The organism is Mesobacillus sp. MER 48 (assembly GCF_023714225.1).
In the GTDB taxonomy this organism is placed as follows: domain Bacteria; phylum Bacillota; class Bacilli; order Bacillales; family Cytobacillaceae; genus Mesobacillus; species Mesobacillus oceanisediminis_A.
This window is the reverse complement of the sequence record NZ_JAMAUR010000008.1, coordinates 83,281-101,205: the sequence shown is the minus strand read 5'-3', so window position 1 is coordinate 101,205 and position 17,925 is coordinate 83,281. Positions and strand designations below refer to the sequence as shown.

General features: G+C 43.0%; 17 protein-coding genes and 1 pseudogene. 10 read left to right on the top strand and 8 right to left on the bottom strand.

All coding sequences use genetic code 11. The features are described from left to right. Nucleotides 1-100 precede the first annotated feature (100 nt). From M3593_RS20520 to M3593_RS20510, 3 genes are all read right to left on the bottom strand, one after another. On the bottom strand, nucleotides 101-676 hold the full coding sequence (locus M3593_RS20520) for a YitT family protein (protein ID WP_144474333.1): 576 nt from the start codon (nucleotides 674-676) through the stop codon (nucleotides 101-103). 125 nt (nucleotides 677-801) lie between these two features. Continuing rightward, entirely contained in the window at nucleotides 802-2,103 is a 1,302-nt protein-coding gene (locus tag M3593_RS20515) for an NCS2 family permease (protein ID WP_144474335.1), read from the bottom strand. Between the two features lie 309 nt (nucleotides 2,104-2,412). Further along, nucleotides 2,413-4,281, bottom strand: a complete 1,869-nt coding sequence (locus tag M3593_RS20510; protein ID WP_251544637.1) for a dihydroorotate dehydrogenase — start codon at nucleotides 4,279-4,281, stop codon at nucleotides 2,413-2,415. Nucleotides 4,282-4,511: 230 nt separating this feature from the next. On the opposite strand from M3593_RS20510, the gene M3593_RS20505 reads away from it, so the two are divergent. After that, entirely contained in the window at nucleotides 4,512-4,694 is a 183-nt protein-coding gene (locus M3593_RS20505; RefSeq protein WP_144474339.1) for an H-type small acid-soluble spore protein, read from the top strand. A 147-nt stretch (nucleotides 4,695-4,841) separates the two neighbouring features. Beyond that, nucleotides 4,842-5,225, top strand: a complete 384-nt coding sequence (locus M3593_RS20500; protein WP_144474341.1) for a DUF302 domain-containing protein — start codon at nucleotides 4,842-4,844, stop codon at nucleotides 5,223-5,225. 61 nt (nucleotides 5,226-5,286) lie between these two features. On the opposite strand, the gene M3593_RS20495 is transcribed toward M3593_RS20500, so the two are convergent. Both M3593_RS20495 and M3593_RS20490 read right to left on the bottom strand, forming a co-directional pair. Then, nucleotides 5,287-6,285, bottom strand: coding sequence for an inorganic phosphate transporter (locus M3593_RS20495; protein WP_144474343.1), 999 nt, complete (start codon nucleotides 6,283-6,285; stop codon nucleotides 5,287-5,289). A 12-nt stretch (nucleotides 6,286-6,297) separates the two neighbouring features. Continuing rightward, the gene (locus M3593_RS20490; protein WP_251544636.1) at nucleotides 6,298-6,915 is read right to left on the bottom strand and encodes a DUF47 domain-containing protein; all 618 of its coding nucleotides are present in this window, start codon (nucleotides 6,913-6,915) and stop codon (nucleotides 6,298-6,300) included. A 389-nt stretch (nucleotides 6,916-7,304) separates the two neighbouring features. Here M3593_RS20490 and M3593_RS20485 point away from each other — a divergent pair, with 389 nt between their 5' ends. Together M3593_RS20485 and M3593_RS20480 are read left to right on the top strand one after the other, a co-directional pair. Further along, the gene (locus M3593_RS20485) at nucleotides 7,305-8,132 is read left to right on the top strand and encodes an aldo/keto reductase (RefSeq protein WP_251544635.1); all 828 of its coding nucleotides are present in this window, start codon (nucleotides 7,305-7,307) and stop codon (nucleotides 8,130-8,132) included. A 392-nt stretch (nucleotides 8,133-8,524) separates the two neighbouring features. Next, nucleotides 8,525-8,782 (top strand): GlsB/YeaQ/YmgE family stress response membrane protein, encoded by a 258-nt coding sequence (locus M3593_RS20480; RefSeq protein WP_144474349.1) that lies wholly within the window; start codon nucleotides 8,525-8,527, stop codon nucleotides 8,780-8,782. A gap of 91 nt (nucleotides 8,783-8,873) precedes the next feature. Here M3593_RS20480 and M3593_RS20475 read toward each other — a convergent pair whose 3' ends face one another. After that, on the bottom strand, nucleotides 8,874-9,794 hold the full coding sequence (locus tag M3593_RS20475; RefSeq protein WP_251544648.1) for an RluA family pseudouridine synthase: 921 nt from the start codon (nucleotides 9,792-9,794) through the stop codon (nucleotides 8,874-8,876). A 171-nt stretch (nucleotides 9,795-9,965) separates the two neighbouring features. On the opposite strand from M3593_RS20475, the gene M3593_RS20470 reads away from it, so the two are divergent. Then, nucleotides 9,966-10,364: a YhcU family protein gene (locus M3593_RS20470; RefSeq protein WP_251544634.1), complete on the top strand. Its 399-nt coding sequence runs from the start codon at nucleotides 9,966-9,968 to the stop codon at nucleotides 10,362-10,364. A gap of 34 nt (nucleotides 10,365-10,398) precedes the next feature. Here the strand turns inward: M3593_RS20470 and M3593_RS20465 are convergent, their stop codons facing one another. Both M3593_RS20465 and M3593_RS20460 read right to left on the bottom strand, forming a co-directional pair. After that, a complete protein-coding gene (locus M3593_RS20465; RefSeq protein ID WP_144474353.1) occupies nucleotides 10,399-10,869 on the bottom strand; it encodes a thioredoxin family protein in 471 nt (156 codons plus the stop codon). A 1-nt stretch (nucleotide 10,870) separates the two neighbouring features. Next, complete coding sequence (locus tag M3593_RS20460; protein WP_251544633.1) at nucleotides 10,871-11,308, bottom strand: disulfide oxidoreductase; 438 nt, start codon at nucleotides 11,306-11,308, stop codon at nucleotides 10,871-10,873. A gap of 244 nt (nucleotides 11,309-11,552) precedes the next feature. Here M3593_RS20460 and M3593_RS20455 point away from each other — a divergent pair, with 244 nt between their 5' ends. From M3593_RS20455 to M3593_RS20435, 5 genes and pseudogenes are all read left to right on the top strand, one after another. Continuing rightward, nucleotides 11,553-13,091 (top strand): bifunctional GNAT family N-acetyltransferase/carbon-nitrogen hydrolase family protein, encoded by a 1,539-nt coding sequence (locus M3593_RS20455; protein WP_144474357.1) that lies wholly within the window; start codon nucleotides 11,553-11,555, stop codon nucleotides 13,089-13,091. 933 nt (nucleotides 13,092-14,024) lie between these two features. Beyond that, complete coding sequence (locus M3593_RS20450; RefSeq protein WP_251544632.1) at nucleotides 14,025-15,773, top strand: phospho-sugar mutase; 1,749 nt, start codon at nucleotides 14,025-14,027, stop codon at nucleotides 15,771-15,773. After that, a pseudogene (locus M3593_RS20445) lies at nucleotides 15,764-15,982 on the top strand (SDR family oxidoreductase); the annotation flags it as partial. The gene M3593_RS20450 and the pseudogene M3593_RS20445, both read left to right, overlap by 10 nt. Before the next feature lie 139 nt (nucleotides 15,983-16,121). Beyond that, nucleotides 16,122-17,240, top strand: a complete 1,119-nt coding sequence (locus M3593_RS20440; RefSeq protein ID WP_144474361.1) for a GAF domain-containing sensor histidine kinase — start codon at nucleotides 16,122-16,124, stop codon at nucleotides 17,238-17,240. A 15-nt stretch (nucleotides 17,241-17,255) separates the two neighbouring features. Continuing rightward, nucleotides 17,256-17,915 (top strand): response regulator, encoded by a 660-nt coding sequence (locus M3593_RS20435; RefSeq protein ID WP_144474363.1) that lies wholly within the window; start codon nucleotides 17,256-17,258, stop codon nucleotides 17,913-17,915. The last annotated feature ends 10 nt before the right edge of the window (nucleotides 17,916-17,925 follow it).

Genomic DNA, 17,925 nt, shown 5'->3' with positions numbered 1-17,925 from the left:
ATGCAAAAAAGCCAGCCAAGTAAGTTTTTGGCTGGCTTTTTTATTGTGATTACATTGCGATCAACGGAAAAGATTTTTAAGTCATCTTTTCACAAAAAAATCAGTAAACGATCCTTCGCTTAATCACGCACAACGATGTCATAAATCCTGCACAGGTTATGGTGAGCAGAGAAAAAATGAATTTTTCCATCCCAATCACCTTCAGTCCTGACAAAACCACTACTCCATCAATTATGAAAATCATGAATCCGACATTAAGAGGGAAAAATTTATGAATCAATTGGGCAAATAAATCCGTTCCTCCGGTGCTCGTTTCATAACGAAGCATCAAGCCGATTCCACAGCCTACCAAAATACCTCCCATGAATGCACTTGGCAAAATGCCTAAGTGTATTGCGCGTTTCACTGGTACGAATAAATCAATGAACAAGCTTGACGCCAACAAACCATACAAGCTATGAAAAAAGTATTTTCGTTCCAGTATCCATGCCAATAAGAATAGAGGTATGCTCAGGAGGATCATCGTGAGACCTGCAGGAAAACCGTAAAAATAATGAATGATCAACCCAATCCCGATCATACCGCCATCCAGGAGATGGTGGGGTACCAAAAATCCATTCACTCCTACTCCAAGCAACAAGCTTCCCACTATCACAGCAAGAATTTTTCCTGTCATCCCTATCACCAGCCTTGTCCGTCTCACCTTATTTTTATTGTGAAAAGACATGCCTTAGAACAGTCGATAAAAAAAGAACCCGCCAATGGCAGGTTCTATCTTCGATTAAATTTGCAAGTTTTTCCTTAGTGAGGCAGGAACGCAAGCTGGTAAAAGAACAAGACTGCGAAAACATAAAGCAGTGGGTGGACCTCACGCCATCTTCCTCTGACAACTTTCAGAAGAGGATAGGAAATGAAGCCAAGTGCGATTCCTGTAGCAATGCTTGATGTTAGCGGCATGCTAAGGATGATCAGAAAAGCTGGGAATGCTTCATCAAGTTCATCCCATGTGATCTTAGAGATGCTTCCCATCATCAGGCTGCCGACAATGATTAATGCCGGAGCAGTTATAGCCGACAATCCGGAAACTGCGCTTACAAGCGGTCCGAAGAAAGCAGCAAGAATGAACAGGCCAGCAACTGTCAGTGAAGTTAGTCCTGTACGTCCGCCTGCTGCCACACCTGAAGACGATTCAATGTAAGCTGTCGTCGGGCTTGTCCCGAACATAGCCCCAGCTGCAGTAGCAATCGAGTCGGACAGCAGTGCTTCCCGGGCGCGCGGCATGGAATTCCCTTTCATCAATCCTGCTTGATGAGCCACACCGATCATTGTACCTGTCGTATCAAAAATAGTCACAAGGATGAACGAAAACACGACAGCATATAAGCTGTTTTGGATTACATCCATCAAAGCTGTCCATGGATTAAGGACAATCATTCCCTCGGGCAGGGAAGGCATCGCCATGAAACCTTCATTAAAGTTCAGTTGTCCAGTGAAAAAGGCAATGAGGGCCGTGGCAACCATTCCAAGGAAAAGTGCACCATTGATGTTCAGTACCATCAAGATAAGCGTAATGGCAAGTCCAACCAAAGCAAGCAGTGCGGAAGGTGAATGAAGATCACCAAGTGCAACCAGGTTTGTCGGATGTGCCGTGATGATCCCTGTCAGGCGCAAGCCGATAAAAGCAATGAACAGGCCGATTCCGGCAGTGATTCCATGCTTGAGGTTGACAGGGATTGCTTCAATCAATTTTTCGCGGAAAGATGTCAGCGAAAGGATAACAAAGATTAAACCTGCGATAAATACAGCCGCGAAAGCCGTTTCATACGTAATATTTTGATGGTTGCCGACAACGGAATAGGCAAAATAAGCATTCAGGCCCATGCCTGGAGCGATGGCAATAGGATAATTAGCAAATAAGGCCATCCATAAAGTACCGATGACTGCAGCGATGATGGTCGCCGTGAAAACCTGTTCAAAGGGAACACCAGCATCAGCAAGTATGATCGGATTGACGACTACGATATAAACCATCGTGAAGAAGGTTGTTAACCCAGCCATCATTTCAGTTTTTATGGTTGTGTTGTTCTCTTTTAATTTAAACATGAGTTCCTCCAAAATACGAACGTTTTTTAGACACAATAAATATAATATTCGTTTTTAGTGAGTTTTACAAGGGTGAATTTAAAGAAATGGAGAGAATTTGTGATAGGGCAATGCAGTAAAAAATGTAAAATGCCCATATTGCTTGTATTGTACCCTTATATAGCCGTTTCCTTTCACTAATGGGCCATAGAGAGGGGGAAGCGTTAAAAAAGAAAAGAATCCTTATGCGTGTGCTGCTATTACACAAAGCCACTTTTCATAAGGGTTTTATTTGGTACAAATAAAAAAAGACCGCAGACAATTGCCTTTTTAGGGTATGTCTGCAGTCTTGCATGGCATCTGCTTATGGTTCAACCTGGTGCTCAATTTAAAATAGTCCCTGGTCAGCCATAATCCGCCAAGGTAAAGGGCAAGTGCAAAATAGGCTGGGAAGAGATGAATAAAATCAAGATAGCCGATATAAAAATGGGTGAGGATTCCTGCTGAAAAAGCCGGGATGCCACCTATCAAAAAAGTTCTCCATACCCAGGCAGCCCCCTCGTGGAATCCCCATAAAGCCAGGGTCAGCACCAATAATCCTACGCTGAAAAGTGAGCTGCCGAAGCCTGCTCGATCATGCGCGATGACCGGGATCAACTTTTCGTTCAATGCATTAAGCTGATCAGGAGTCATGCAAATGTATTGTAGATCGGTATCAACAAATACTGATGTCGTCCCGATAGTGGAAATAATGACTCCTCCCAGGACAAACGAGAAGCCAAGGATCACAAATAATAGCTGTCCAAACAATGCTTTTTTCCAGGCAATATGGTTTGTTCGATTTTTCGAGGATGGCGGCCCATTCGCACCTCGCGTCTTTGTGTAGCCAATTAGATAAACAGGGAGCAGAATCAGCCAAAACAATCCATGCAGCCAGTCGAAGTAACCGAATCCGAGGAATAGCAAAATCCCGAGGAATCCTGTAATTGACCCTATATTAAAAGCTTTCCTCGTCCAATGTATGCCATGTCTGATGCCATAGCGGGCAAGCTGCATGTAAATAAACCCGCCGGAAATCATCGTTCCCGCCAGGGTCATCCGGTCATGGGACATGAATTTATACAGGTTAGAGTTATAAGCAATCAATTCAACCCTGCTCATTTGCATAAAAGCTTCATCATAGAAAAGGAGTACCTTCGTCAAACTATAAAAAAGGACAATGGAACCACCAAGTAAAATAAACAGTCCGAAAAGCCAATGCCATGCCCATCCCGGATGATCTTTTTCTTCTTTGCGGGTATCAAGCATCGCTTCCTGGATTCTTTTTGGCAGGCCAGGACCTGATGCGATATAGCCTCCAGACAGAAAGACAAGTTCTGCTCCTGCTCTGAAAAGTTCAAGGGCATCAGCAGGTTCGGCAACTCCTCCCGAAGTCACGACAGGAAGTGCAATTTCTTTTTTTATCATCGATAAAGCACGGGTCATACCGCTGATTTGCTGTAATGCCAGAACCTGTTTGCCTGATCTCAGGGCGCGGTCTTCCTCAATCATGATTCCATGAGCAAAGGCACTGGCTTCCTTAAGTTTCGAAAGAGTTTCCGGAACAACGGTATGTCTGACTGCTATAAGAATTGGTCTGTTATCCAACAAAGCTTTTATTTGTGACAGATTATCCGGGCTTTTTAAGGAGTCGATTTCTATTACAAATGCATCCCCAACTCCTTTGAAATGCCTGGCAATCGTCTCTGGTTCTTCCAGTCGGATCAGAACTGGAACACTTAATTGCTTCTTTTTCAGAGTGTCGATTGTGGCTGCAAGTCCAATCGTCTGCAGGTTTTCTGGCAGGATCAGAGCATCTTCTGATGAATCCAGTGATGCATCGACAACATGATCCCGTGGTAAAACGGTAACAGGGCCAACTTCGATTGTTCCAAACCCAAGCGTTTGTAATGCTTGAGTCCCTGTTAATTTTGGGTCGATTTTTCCGCTTAATCCAACAGGGCTTTCGAATTCAAGTCCAAAAAGATTGCGGGATAATTTTCCTGAAGGACTCATATGGCCGAGAAACTCTATGAATGATTTTCCTCCAGGGATACTGGCAATCGTCGACATTCCCCTGTGAATGAATTCCCTGCCCGCATTTCCGGGAAGCCTTGATAACCATGGTTTAAATAGCGTGTGATAGGACCAATCAGGCATAATGTCCTCCTGAATTTCAGACTTTTCTTCTATTTTAACGCAAACGGGCATTTTAGTGGCAGGAGGATTAGGATATTTTCAAGCGTACTTGTCGTTGCTTACGAAGACGATTGACCTAAAATAACATTAGAATTGAGTTACAACGAATGCAAATTTTCTTTAAATGTTCCGCATAAAAACTAAAGCTTCTAGCTAAAATAGTGGAGAAAATGGATTGTGGAGGTAGGGAAATGGATTTGAACCGCGTAAAGCAAATTTTATCGTCATCTGCAGAAATCGATGTCGTCTATAATGGTGCATCTGTCTGGATTGATCATTTAAATGAAGATGGACGGACCGCGACTGTTCATCTGCGGGGACCACTGGAAGAGAGAACAACCGTGGAGATTTCCGAACTGCAGGAAAGGTCATAATGTAAATGGATTACGAGAAAGTTATTTACCGCCGGTATGCAAAAAATTGTACGGCGGTTTTTTACTATGGCACAATGTATATAATACCTATAGTGGTTTATCTGCTAGTGTTTTAAGGTATTTTAAAATCGAAAGGAGAGATGAAGTATGTTCCATCATACAATTGAAGTGGACAAGTCATTGAATGAAGCGGTATCGGCACTTGAAGCAAGCCTGAAAAATGAGAAGTTTGGAGTCCTTTGGTCTCTGAATATGAAGGAAACACTGGCTGGTAAAGGTGTAGAGCTTGACGGAGACTATATTATCCTTGAAGTATGCAATCCGCATGAAGCCAAAAGAGTGCTGGAGAAAAATCCGCTCGTGAGTTATTTCCTTCCATGTAAAATTGTTGTTTATAAAGAAAACGGTGCAACCAAGGTGGGGCTTCCGAAACCAACAGAGTTAATTAAACTTGTTGAAAATGAGGACTTGCAAGCCATCGCGTCAGATATTGAGAAAAGGCTGATCGGCGCTATCGACAGCATTAAATAATGACCTAAATAAGAAGCCCAGGGCAGTTGCCCTGGGCTTTTTTCATCAACACAGAAACTCATTAAAAGATAGCATTTAAGATAAAGTACGAGATAGCTGCTACAGTAGCCGAAATTGGCAGGGTAATAACCCATGTAATAATCATGCGCTGTGCTGTAGTCCATTTAACGCCCTTTACCCTATGTGCAGTTCCCACTCCAAGAATGGAAGATGAAATGACATGGGTTGTACTAACTGGCAAGTGGATATAAGTCGCTCCAAATATAATCAGCGCACCTGTCAAATCAGCTGCTACGCCGTTCACTGGACGGATTTTCATGATATTTCCGCCGACTGTCTTAATGATCTTCCAGCCACCGATTGAGGTACCAAGACCCATGGCTAGCGCACAGGAGAACTGTACCCATAGCGGGATATCATTTGTAGTCAGGTAGTTGTTTGCAATCAAGGCCATTGTGATGATACCCATAGCCTTTTGCGCATCATTCGTTCCGTGTGTAAATGACTGCAATGCTGCTGTTGCAACCTGGAAATAACGGAAATTACGGTTCGTCTTTGCAAGATTGTTATTCCTAAACAAGACTTTAAAAATACTATAAACTATAAATCCAATTGCAAAGGCTAAAAGTGGTGAAATAATCAACGCCTGAAGAATTTTCAGGAATCCACCATAATTCAATGCACTAAATCCAGATGCTGCAATCGCCGCACCAGCAATAGAACCGATAATTGCATGCGAAGAACTGCTCGGGATCCCATAGTACCATGTCAACAGATTCCAGAAAATCGCGGCAATCAAAGCAGCTAAAATCACGATTGATCCATTTTCAAGTGTGAAAGGATCAACAATATCCTTTGTAATTGTTTTGGCTACACCAGTAAAAGTCATGGCGCCGACAAAGTTCATGATGGCAGCCAGTAGAATCGCATGGCGAGGCTTAAGGGCTTTCGTTGATACGGAAGTGGCGATCGCATTTGCTGTGTCGTGAAAACCATTGATGAAGTCAAATGCAAGAGCCCCGATAACAATCAATACTGTTACTATAAAAACTACATCCATTTTTCAGGCTCCTTACGCGTTTTTCATAACGATGCTTTCAAGAGTGTTTGCAACATCCTGACAGCTGTCTGCGATCTCTTCAAGGCCTTCATATATTTCCTTGTACTGAATGATTCTGATTGGATCTTTTTCTACCGAGAATAGGTGTTTAATGGACTGGCGAAGGACGCCGTCACATTTTGATTCAAGATCCTTAATGCGAATGGCATGTTCTCTTATTTGTTTAAGTTTTTTTGTTGTCAACAGCTGAACGGCTTGTTCAATTTCAAATGCAGCACTCTTGATGGCTGCTACGAACTGCATCATGAATTCATCTGCTTTCGTGATCGAATACATATCAAACAGGTTCGCGCATTGTTCCATCCCATCAAGAACATCATCCATTGACATAGAGAGGGCAAGAATGTCTTCTCTTTCGATAGGAGTGATGAACGCATTATTCAGTTCCATGATGACTTCATGGATGAAATTATCACCTTTCGTCTCCATATCCTTCATTTTTTCAGTGAAGATTTTTAGATCGCTGGCATTGTTGAGTTTATAATCAGCAAAATATTCACTGCTTTCTTTCAGATTCACGGAAATATCCGTAAGCAAGATTGCAAACTTGTCCTTTTTTCTGAAAACCATTATGGTCCCCCCACTATTATCCAAAATAAATTTTTGAAGCGAAATCTATTTTAGCTTAAAGATGTCGAAATAAGAAGATGTTTGCGAAAAAAATTACATGAATTTAATAAAGAACATGTTTCTTTTTTTACAATCTTAACAAAGGATTAATAATGATTTCCTTGTTTAATCATCCTCTAAACATTTTTTCAGGGGGAAAAGCCCATTTTTCAAAAGTGATTTGTCCGGCTGTTTAGGACAAATTTTAGCCGGGAAATTAGATATTGAGAGAAGATGAAGATTTCGGCCATTGAGCCGTTTATATAGATTTAGCGGCTGCTTTTCGGCAGCCGCTTTGATTTGTAATCCATTTTGATGAGGGATAAAATGGATAAAAAGGAGGGGGTTCCATGAAGAGCATTTTTGACAAAGTCAAATTACATAATGGAGTGGAAATGCCTGTACTGGGTCTTGGTGTATACAAAGTAGAGGAAGGGACACAAATCGAAGAAACGATTCATTCAGCACTGGATTACGGATACCGGCTGATTGATACAGCTTCTTTTTACCAAAATGAAGAAGGTGTAGGAAGAGCCATCGGGAACAGCAGCATCCCAAGAGAAGAATTGTTCATTACCACGAAGGTCTGGAATTCTGAACAGGGATATGACAATACGTTGCGAGCATTTGATGAAAGTATGGAGAGGCTGGGCCTGAAGTATCTGGATTTGTATCTGGTACACTGGCCAGTAAAAGGAATGTATTTGCAAACATGGCGTGCGCTCGAAAAACTTTATAAAGAGGGCAGGGTAAAGGCTATTGGTGTCAGCAATTTTAAGATACATCATTTGCAGGATCTCCTAAGCCACTGTGTTGAAAGGCCAGTAATCAATCAAGTTGAGCTTCATCCATTGCTGGCGCAGACGGAACTTCGGAATTTCTGCCGTCAAAATGAAATTAAGGTGGAAGCATGGTCGCCATTATCCAGGGGGAGATTCCTGGATGAACCTGTATTGGGAAGCATCTCCGACCGTCATGGAAAGACCCCAGCTCAGGTTATTTTAAGGTGGCACCTGCAGCATGAAATTATTCCGATCCCCAAATCGGTCACGCCGTCAAGGCTGAAAGAAAATGCGGAGGTATTCGATTTCAAGCTTAGTCAACAAGAAATGGCAGAGATTGATGGCCTCAACAAAGATCAGCGGTTTGGAGCTGATCCTGACCACATCGATTTTTAATATAAGCTAAAAGCGGACTGAATTTTTATCAGTCCGTTTTTTATTTTCTAAAATGGATACACTAAAAACAGAGATAAAACCCAACGAAAAGTTTTAAATAGGATTTGGAAATTGAAGGTTTTAAAACAATCGGAGGGTGGTAATGTAGGTGTACAAGCAGAAGACAACATGATTCAACCTCTTAGATTTACTGCTTGTCTGCTGCAGAATCTCATGTTTAACATCACTGTTAAAGAGGTAAAATAAAATTAGAGCAAGCTGGTAAGCTCCCGGGAAGCAATCTTCACCAGCACAGCCTGATTTTAAAAACACTGCAGCATGAAAAATGGGTGCATGAACACCTGGCACTACTACTTTACATTACATTCACATCATAAGGAGGAAGAACAATTATGTTAAGTTTTCTTTGGGCATTAATTATCGGTGGTATTATTGGATGGATAGCAGGACTAATCCTTGGAAGAGATATTCCAGGCGGAGTCATTGGTAACATCATCGCAGGTTTTGTAGGTGCTTGGATTGGACAAGCAATCCTGGGTGACTGGGGACCTGTAGTAGCTGACTTTGCGATTGTTCCAGCCTTGATCGGTGCCATCGCACTAGTATTCATCGTCAGCCTTGTAATGAAGAGCATGCGCAGAGCTGACTAATAAAAGGTAAATGAGCCCTTCCGAAATTCGGAAGGGCTTTTTTGTGTGGAATGGGTAGCGATCAAAGTCATTCTTTGTTGCCACCAAAATATCAAATTTCATATGGATCAATATTAATAAAAATCGGTTCCTCGTCGATAAAAGGAGCATGACATATTATTTTTTCCTGTGTAAACGGGTGGGTGAATTCCATCTTTACTGCATGCAGCGCCTGCCGGTGGAAGGCATCACTTCCCCCATACAGCTCGTCTCCAGCCAGCGGGTGTCCAATGGAGCTGAAGTGGACACGGATTTGATGGGTTCGGCCTGCATCCAATGAACACTGGATGAGGGTAAGGTCTCTCTGTTTAAGTTTTTCCAAAACTTTATAATGGGTAATCGCTTGCTGGCCTGTATCGGATACACGCCTTCTAGTTGGGTGGTGGCGGTCTCGCCCAATTGGTTTATCAATTGTTCCTTTTTTCTGCCTGATGATTCCATCTGCCAGTGCCAAATAGGTTCTTTTGATTGAACGTTCCTCAAGCATCTTATCAAGGATGGCGGCAATCAGGGGATTTTTCGCAAAAAGGACAGCACCAGTGGTATCCCTGTCAAGTCTATGAATATGGCGCGGTCGGTTGACCTCGCCACTTGCCTGCATATGGAATGCAGCAGCGTTAGCAAGTGTGCCGGTCTGACCATTTGCATTTGGATGGGTGTCCATTCCCGCGGGCTTATTGAAGACAATTAGGTGATCATCTTCATAAATGATGTCAACATTCAAATACTGGGGGATGAAAGTCGATTCTTCCTCAGTAAAAAGCTTGAGGCTTAGTCGCTCATTCTTACTCAGAGGGAGTGTCCAATCAGGCACCTGTCCATTTAGTAAGACGCTCTTTTCCATCCGGAAGGTATGGACCAGCTTTTTCGGTGCCTTCCAAAAGTCCTTGAAAAGAGTTTCGAGTGTGTATTTTTCCCATTCTCCGGGAACCGTGATTTCAAACCAGTTGCCTTTTTTGTTTGTCTGAATCATCATAATCTCCTTATTTGTGTATGTAAGATAAGATTCCATTTTACCTTAGGTTTTGTCAACTTTTACCGCCTGCATGGGCATAATTACCACCCAGTTAATTGGAATGGATATGTTATTCTAGGAATATATATTACGATTAGATTACAAAGGGTTAAAAAGGTGGGTCGATCATTGAAAATTGTTTATGCGTCTACACCCGGACAGGAAGAAAAAGTGGTAGAGCTTGCGAATTATTTTTACTCTGATATTTTTCCATTATACTTCACGGATGAAGACATACATGAATTCGAAATGCTGGAAGTGTTACATACAAGGCCGGAACAGTTCGAGAGATTCAGTACACTCGGAGACGCTTTCCAGGTCATTACAAGTATGCAGACGTTGATCTCGATCCTGGAGTCTGGCCATATTCCCGAAAAATATCAGTCCATGTTCCGTAAAAATGTCCAGATCTTGACGGACTACGGAATTTGCTTCCCTTTCAATTACAGTCAGTTCTCTGAATCAAAACATGTCCATCTAGAGTATATCAGTACTTATGCCAAAGCTGCCAACAGACTCTTGTTATAAGAAGAAAACGCCTGCGAATCGCAGGCGTTTTTCGTTATTTCAGAGTGTACTCATTGAACCAATCTTTAAAAGTGGCTTCTTCCTGATAGCCGACGATCCGGTTAACTTCTTTTCCATCCTTGTATTGGACAATGGTTGGAGTCGATTCGATTCCGTAATCATTCCAGCCTTGTTCGAATTCGAGAAGGTTGTATTGTACTAAATCAACATCCATATCCTTTGCCAGAGGTGCGACCACTGGTGTTGTACGGACGCAGTGAGGGCATGTTGGGCTGAAAAAATAAACCGTAACATCTTCTCCGGCTTCAAGCTTCTTATCAAGTTCATCAGGCAGGATGATGTTTTGATAATTTGGGTCATCCAGCTGTTTGACGGTTTCGGGATGAAGCGTATCCTTGCCGTATGGATTGCCTTCAGATTTTTCCTCATTTTGCGCTTTATTGACAAAGAATAAAGCTGCGAACAATCCTATGATAATAACCAAAAAAATGATAACCTTTTTCAACTTAAGCTTCCTCCTTCGATTTCTTCCAAATAACCAGGCTTACAGAAAAAATAATGATGAATGCGGTCAAAGCCAGGAATGGGATGGTGATAAAACCCAACCAGTTGATGTACTGGCCTGTACAAGGCACTCTTCCGCAGGTAACAGCATTATCCGCCATGAATGGAACTTTTTGCAATGAATAATGGTAAAGCGATATCAGTCCTCCGACAGCGGCCATGATCATTGTATAAAAAGAGATCTTATAATCCTTCTTCACAACAGCTATCCCAAGAATCAAGGCAAAAGGATACATCAGGATCCTCTGGTACCAGCATAGCAGGCAGGGCTCATACTGACGGATTTCCGAAAAATATAGACTGCCAAACATCGCAATGATGGATGTGGCCCATGCTGTAAATAATAAGGTTTCCCTTGGATCTTTTTTAGGCTTTTCCAAGCTAATCTCCCCTAAGCTATGTAATTTCTATTTAAACATTCTCTATAAAAGAAACAACTATCTCTCATTACATCTTAAGGAATGTAATAAAATATTTCAATTAACATTATGTGAAATAATTTTTCCCAATAGATCAGGAGAAGCTACATATAGAGTATTATATTTTGTTGATTGCGGGTATAGGGATATGATGAAGTGATTTTTTACATAAATGCAAGACGATTAAGAAAGGGTGCATCAATATATGACTGAACTGGATTTGTCCAAATTTGAAAAAAGAATGATTATCCGTAATACAAAGCAAGAGGATATTGAAGAAATCATTAAAATGCAAAATAGCTGCTTTCCTGGGATGGACCCCTGGAAACGTGAGCAGCTGGAAAGCCATCTTGAAATTTTCCCTGAAGGCCAGTTCGTGGCGGAATATGACGGAAAGGTGGTCGGGTCGTGTTCCAGCCTGATCATCAACTTCGACGAATACGATGACCGCCACAGTTGGGACGACATCACGGATGAAGGGTATATCACCAACCATAACCCCGATGGCTATAATTTGTATGGAATTGAGGTAATGACCCATCCTGAATTCAGGAGGATGAAGGTGGGCTACCGTCTGTATGAGGCAAGAAAAGACCTCGCGCGGCAGATGAACCTGAAGAGTATCATCATCGGCGGCAGAATCCCGAATTACCATCTGCATGCGGAAGAAATGTCACCTCGGGAATATGTTAGGCAGGTCGCATCGCATAAAATTTATGATCCTGTTCTCTCATTCCAGCTAAGGAATGACTTCATATTAATGAGGATCAATCCGAATTATTTGCCTGACGATCTTCAGTCAAACAAATATGCAACATTGATGGAATGGAATAATGTCGACTACCATCCGAAATCGAAGCGCTTTTTTAAAACAAGCAACCCGGTCCGCATTTGCGTGGTCCAATATATGATGAGGCAAATTTCATCCTTCGATGACTTTGCACACCAGGTTGAATACTTTACCGATGTCGCTTCCGATGCCGGTTCGGATTTTGCGGTGTTCCCGGAACTCTTTACAACACAGCTCATGTCATTCATGAATGAAAAATCACCGTCGCTCGCTGTCCGCAAAGTGGCGGAATTCACGGAACAATATATTGAACTTTTTACAGATCTGGCGGTACGGTACAATGTCAATATCATTGGAGGCTCCCATTTTGTAAAAGAAGAAGATGAGGAAATTTATAATATTTCCTATCTGTTCCGCCGCGATGGAACAATCGACAAGCAGTATAAGCTCCATATTACGCCGAATGAACGAAGATGGTGGGGGATTAGCCGGGGCGATGAACTGAAAGTCTTTGATACAGACTGCGGCAAAATCGCCATCCAGATCTGTTATGATATCGAGTTTCCTGAGCTTGCGAGAATCGCCACGGATATGGGAGCAAAGATCATCTTCACTCCTTTCTGTACAGAAGATCGCCAGGGATACCTTCGTGTCCGTTACTGTGCCCAGGCAAGAGCGGTCGAGAACCAGGTCTACACAGTCATTTCCGGAACTGTCGGGAACCTGCCTCAAACAGAAAACATGGATATCCAATATGCCCAATCCGGGATTTTTGCGCCATCCGATTTTGAATTTGCAAGGGACGGGATCGTCGGTGAAACGAACCCGAACATCGAAATGGTGATGATTGGCGATGTCGACCTCGAAATCCTCCGCCGCCAGCGCCAGGACGGAACAGTAAGGCAGCTGAAAGACCGCAGGCACGATATATACAGGATTAAATATAAGAAGTAGAAGCTGGCCATGCTGCAGCACCTGGGGAAAAGCACATAATTCCTCAGGTGCTTTTCAATGGGATTGGGGCAGTATCCCGGTAATCATCCTTTATTTGCATTTTACACCTTGGAAAATCAAGTAACTGGGAGTCACCAATAAAGCGTCTTGGTGCTCTGAAAAGCCAGAAACAAGAAAAATAGGTCACCAATAGAGCGGATTGGTGACCTGAAATCCAGAAACTGAAAAAATAGGTCACCAATAAGCGGTCTTGGTGTCTGGATTTCTCAGAATTTGGAAAAATAGGCCATCAATAAGGGTTCTTGATGTCTTAAAAATCCAGAAACCAGAAAAACAGGTCTCCAATACGCACTATTGGAGCAACAGAAAACCAAAATATGGATAATCAGGTCACCAATACGCCCTATTGGAGCACCGAAACTCCATAAAATGGATAATCGCATTACCAATACGCTCTTTTGGAGCACCGAAACTCCATAAAATGGATAATCGCATTACCAATACGCCCTATTGGAGCAACTAAAATCCATTATATGGATAATAATGTCACCAATACGCCCTATTGGATCAACGAATCTCCATAAAATGGATAATCGCATTACCAATACGCCCTATTGGAGCAACTAAAATCCATTATATGGATAATAATGTCACCAATAAGCCCTATTGGATCAACGAATCTCCATAAAATGGATAATCGTGTCACCAATAACGGTGCTCTAAAATCCCAGTAACAGAAAAAACGTATCACCAATATAACGTCTAGGAAACCTGAATACAGAAAACAGAACGAGATCGCCTATATCCAAGTGGAATTCTAAGAAATAATTCCAAAACAATTTAACAAGTTGTCACAAAAGTTATCTAAGATGCCCTATCTTGTTTTATAATTAGCTGTAAGATTTAAATCTTATTTTTTCGGGAGGTCATTCGATGGATTGGAAGATGAATGCTGACAAGTGGCTTGGTTTTGCTGGATTGGATCCGGAGCTTAAAACCGAACTTGATTCATTAAAGGAAAACGAGAAGCATTTAGAGGAAGTATTTTATAAAAATCTTGAGTTTGGGACTGGCGGTATGCGCGGGGAAATTGGGGCCGGGACCAATCGTATGAACATATACACTGTGCGCAAAGCGTCGGCTGGACTGGCGGCATACATAGAAGAACATGGGGCTGAGGCGAAGCAGCGCGGTGTCGCGATCGCTTATGATTCCCGCCATAAATCACCGGAATTCGCGATGGAAGCTGCAAAGACTTTAGCTACGCGCGGTATCCAGACATATGTATTTGAAGAGTTGAGACCGACTCCGGAGCTGTCTTTTGCTGTCCGATACTTGCATGCATACGCAGGAATTGTGATTACAGCTAGCCATAATCCGCCTGAATACAATGGATATAAGGTCTATGGTCCGGACGGTGGGCAGCTGCCGCCTGACAGTGCTGACGAAGTCATTGGCAAAGTGAATGAAATTGAAAATGAATTGTCAATCGAGGTACTGGATGAGCAGGAGCTGAAGGAAAAGGGCTTGATCAAGATGATTGGGCCAGAAGTGGACAGGGCTTATCTAGAAAAGCTGATGACCATTTCCGAAAATCCTACATTATCGGATGAAACCAATATAAAAGTGGTTTTCACCCCATTGCATGGAACCGCCAATATGCCGGTGCGAAATATACTGACGAATCTTAAGTACCAGAATGTAGTAGTGGTAAAGGAGCAGGAGCTTCCAGATCCTGAATTTTCGACAGTGAAAAGTCCGAATCCTGAAGAGCATGCAGCATTTGAACTGGCAATCCGTGAAGGGAAGAAAATCGATGCTGATGTGCTGATCGCAACCGATCCTGATGCTGACCGCCTTGGAATTGCTGTCAAAGATGCTGACGGCGAGTATACTGTGCTCACAGGGAATCAGACAGGAGCCTTGCTGCTGCACTATATTCTTACACAGAAAAAGGAAAAAGGTACTCTCCAGGCCAATGGAATCGTGTTAAAAACAATCGTGACGTCCGAACTTGGACGTGAAATTGCTTCATCTTTCGGACTTGAAACCCTCGATGTCCTTACTGGCTTCAAGTTCATTGCTGAAAAAATCAAACAATATGAAGAGACGGGAGAATATAAGTTCCTGTTCGGATATGAAGAAAGCTACGGATATCTGATCGGTGACTTTGCCCGTGATAAAGACGCCGTCCAGGCTGCAATGCTGGCGGTTGAAGTGTGTGCGTATTATAAAAAGAAGGGTATGTCTTTGTACGATGCGCTGTTAAGTGTTTTCGAAGAGTATGGTTTTTATCAGGAAGGGCTTCGTTCCCTTACGCTAAAAGGCAAAGAAGGAGCCGAGCTGATCCAGAAAACACTTGGGGTCTTCCGCCAGGAACCGCTTAAGAATCTGGGTGAATTGAAAGTAACGGCAGTGGAAGATTATTTAACAGGTGTAAGAGTGAATGAAAATAACGAGGAAGAAAAGATCCAGCTTCCTTCTTCAAACGTCATCAAATACTATCTTGAGGATGGCACTTGGATGTGCCTTCGCCCATCTGGAACTGAGCCGAAAATCAAGTTCTATTTTGGTGTGAATGACAAGAGTCTTGCAGAAAGCAAGCAGAAGCTCCAAAAAATCGAACAGGATTTCATGCAGGTTGTAGAAGAGAAAATGGAAGCAGCAAAAACCAGGAAGTAAGGGAGTACGGAATCCGGGTTGGCACGATCAACCCGGGAATGGTTGACACCTATTTCGCAGACTCCAAACAGGATATTCCTGAAAAAAACGACTGGCTGAAAGTGGAGGACATTGCCAATGCTGTCGTCTATATGGCTTCAGCACCGAAGCATATGCTGATCGATGAAATCGTCATCCATCTACTGGTACAGAATTATCCGATTGCTTAAAATTAAAACCAATCCGAAGAGAGGAGTCTCTCTTCGGATTTTTTTGCTTTTACGACTTTTGTCTGAGTGAGTTTCAGACTTTTTTAGAAAGCGCCATTTTCCGAATAGAGATATAATAAATAGAAACGGGGGGATTTGCATGTCAGGAAATAAAGCTGATTCTAATGTCGGCATTCTGAAGGAAATTGCAGAAGTACTGAACGAGGGGACAGAGCTTAATCGTGTCCTGGCGGAGGTTCTAAGCAGGCTTTTACATATTACCGGCTTGGAGACGGGCTGGATATTTCTAATTGACGGACAGGGTGAATATCAGCTGGCTGCAAAGTCCAACCTGCCGCCTGCATTATCCCGGAATGATTTCATGCCAATGTGCGAGGGCGGCTGCTGGTGTGTGGACCGCTATAATGATGGAAGACTGAATAAAGCAACGAATATATTTGAATGTAAAAGGCTTGAAGATGCGATCAATAATAAAACAGGCGATACGAATGGATTGACGCATCATGCGACGGTTCCATTGCGGGCGGGAGATGAGAAGTTCGGGGTTATGAACGTCGGCTCGCCTCATAAAACACATTTTAAAAAAGAAGAGCTTGCCTTGCTTGAAGCGGTCGCATTCCAAATCGGTACTGCCATAAAACGAATAAAACTTGCTCAGCAGGAGCAGGAGCTTGCGCTGGCAGCTGAGCGTAACCGGCTGGCAAGGGATCTGCATGATTCGGTGAACCAGCTTCTTTTTTCTTTAAGCCTGACGGCAAGGGCTGGCATTGAAATGGCGGGTACCACCGAACTGAAAGAGACTTTTTCATACATACAGGACCTGGCTCAGGAAGCACAGGGGGAAATGCGGGCGCTGATCTGGCAACTGCGTCCCCGCGGCCTAGAGAACGGAATCATATGCGCGCTAGCCGGTTATGCAGAGATGCTGGATTTAAGTTTGGACACAACAGTATCGGGAGTTGCAAGCCTGCCAGGAAAAGTGGAAGAAGCACTCTGGAGAATTGGCCAGGAAGCCTTGGCCAACTGCAAAAAACATGCTGGGACTAATCAAGTTGAATTGTCGCTTAACACGGCAACCGAACTGGTGGAAATGAGGATCAAGGATGATGGATGCGGTTTTAATTTCGATCCGGAAAAAGAGCTGCCTTCACTTGGTTTGAAAAGTATGCAAACTCGTGCTTCTTCACTTGGAGGCCTGGTTGAAATCAAAAGTAAACATGGGGAAGGAACCTCTGTTATCATAAGAATTCCTATTTAAAAGGAGGAACCGTGAATGGCAATTAAAGTGCTGATTGCAGATGACCATCATGTCGTCAGGAGAGGCCTGGCTTTCTTCCTAAGGACACAGGAGCAGCTTGAAATCATTGGGGAGGCAGGTAATGGGAAGGAAGCAGTTGAGCTTGCGGAGAAACTGAATCCTGATATTATCCTAATGGATTTAATCATGCCTGAACTGAACGGTATTGAGGCGACAAAAATCATTAAAGCAAAAAATCCTGATATTAAGATCATGATGCTGACCAGCTATTCCGACCAGGAACATGTCATACCTGCAATCGAGGCTGGAGCATCGGGATATCAGCTAAAAGACATTCAGCCGGATGAACTCGTCAAGTCGATCATCAGGATGGTGGAAGGCGAAAGCCAGCTGCATCCAAAAGCAACTTCACTCGTTTTGAAGCATCTTTCCGGCAATAACCGAACTATTAGAAGACCGCTTGATGAGCTGACCAAACGGGAGCTTGAGGTGCTGAAGGAAATAGCCAGCGGAAAAAGCAACAAAGAAATCGCAGCTGCCTTATATATTACAGAAAAAACTGTAAAGACCCATGTATCCAATGTCCTGGCAAAATTGGAACTGGCAGACCGTACCCAGGCGGCTTTGTATGCAGTCAGGAATCGCCTTGTGGATCAGGAACCTCCTTCGGCCTAGCAGAAACTTC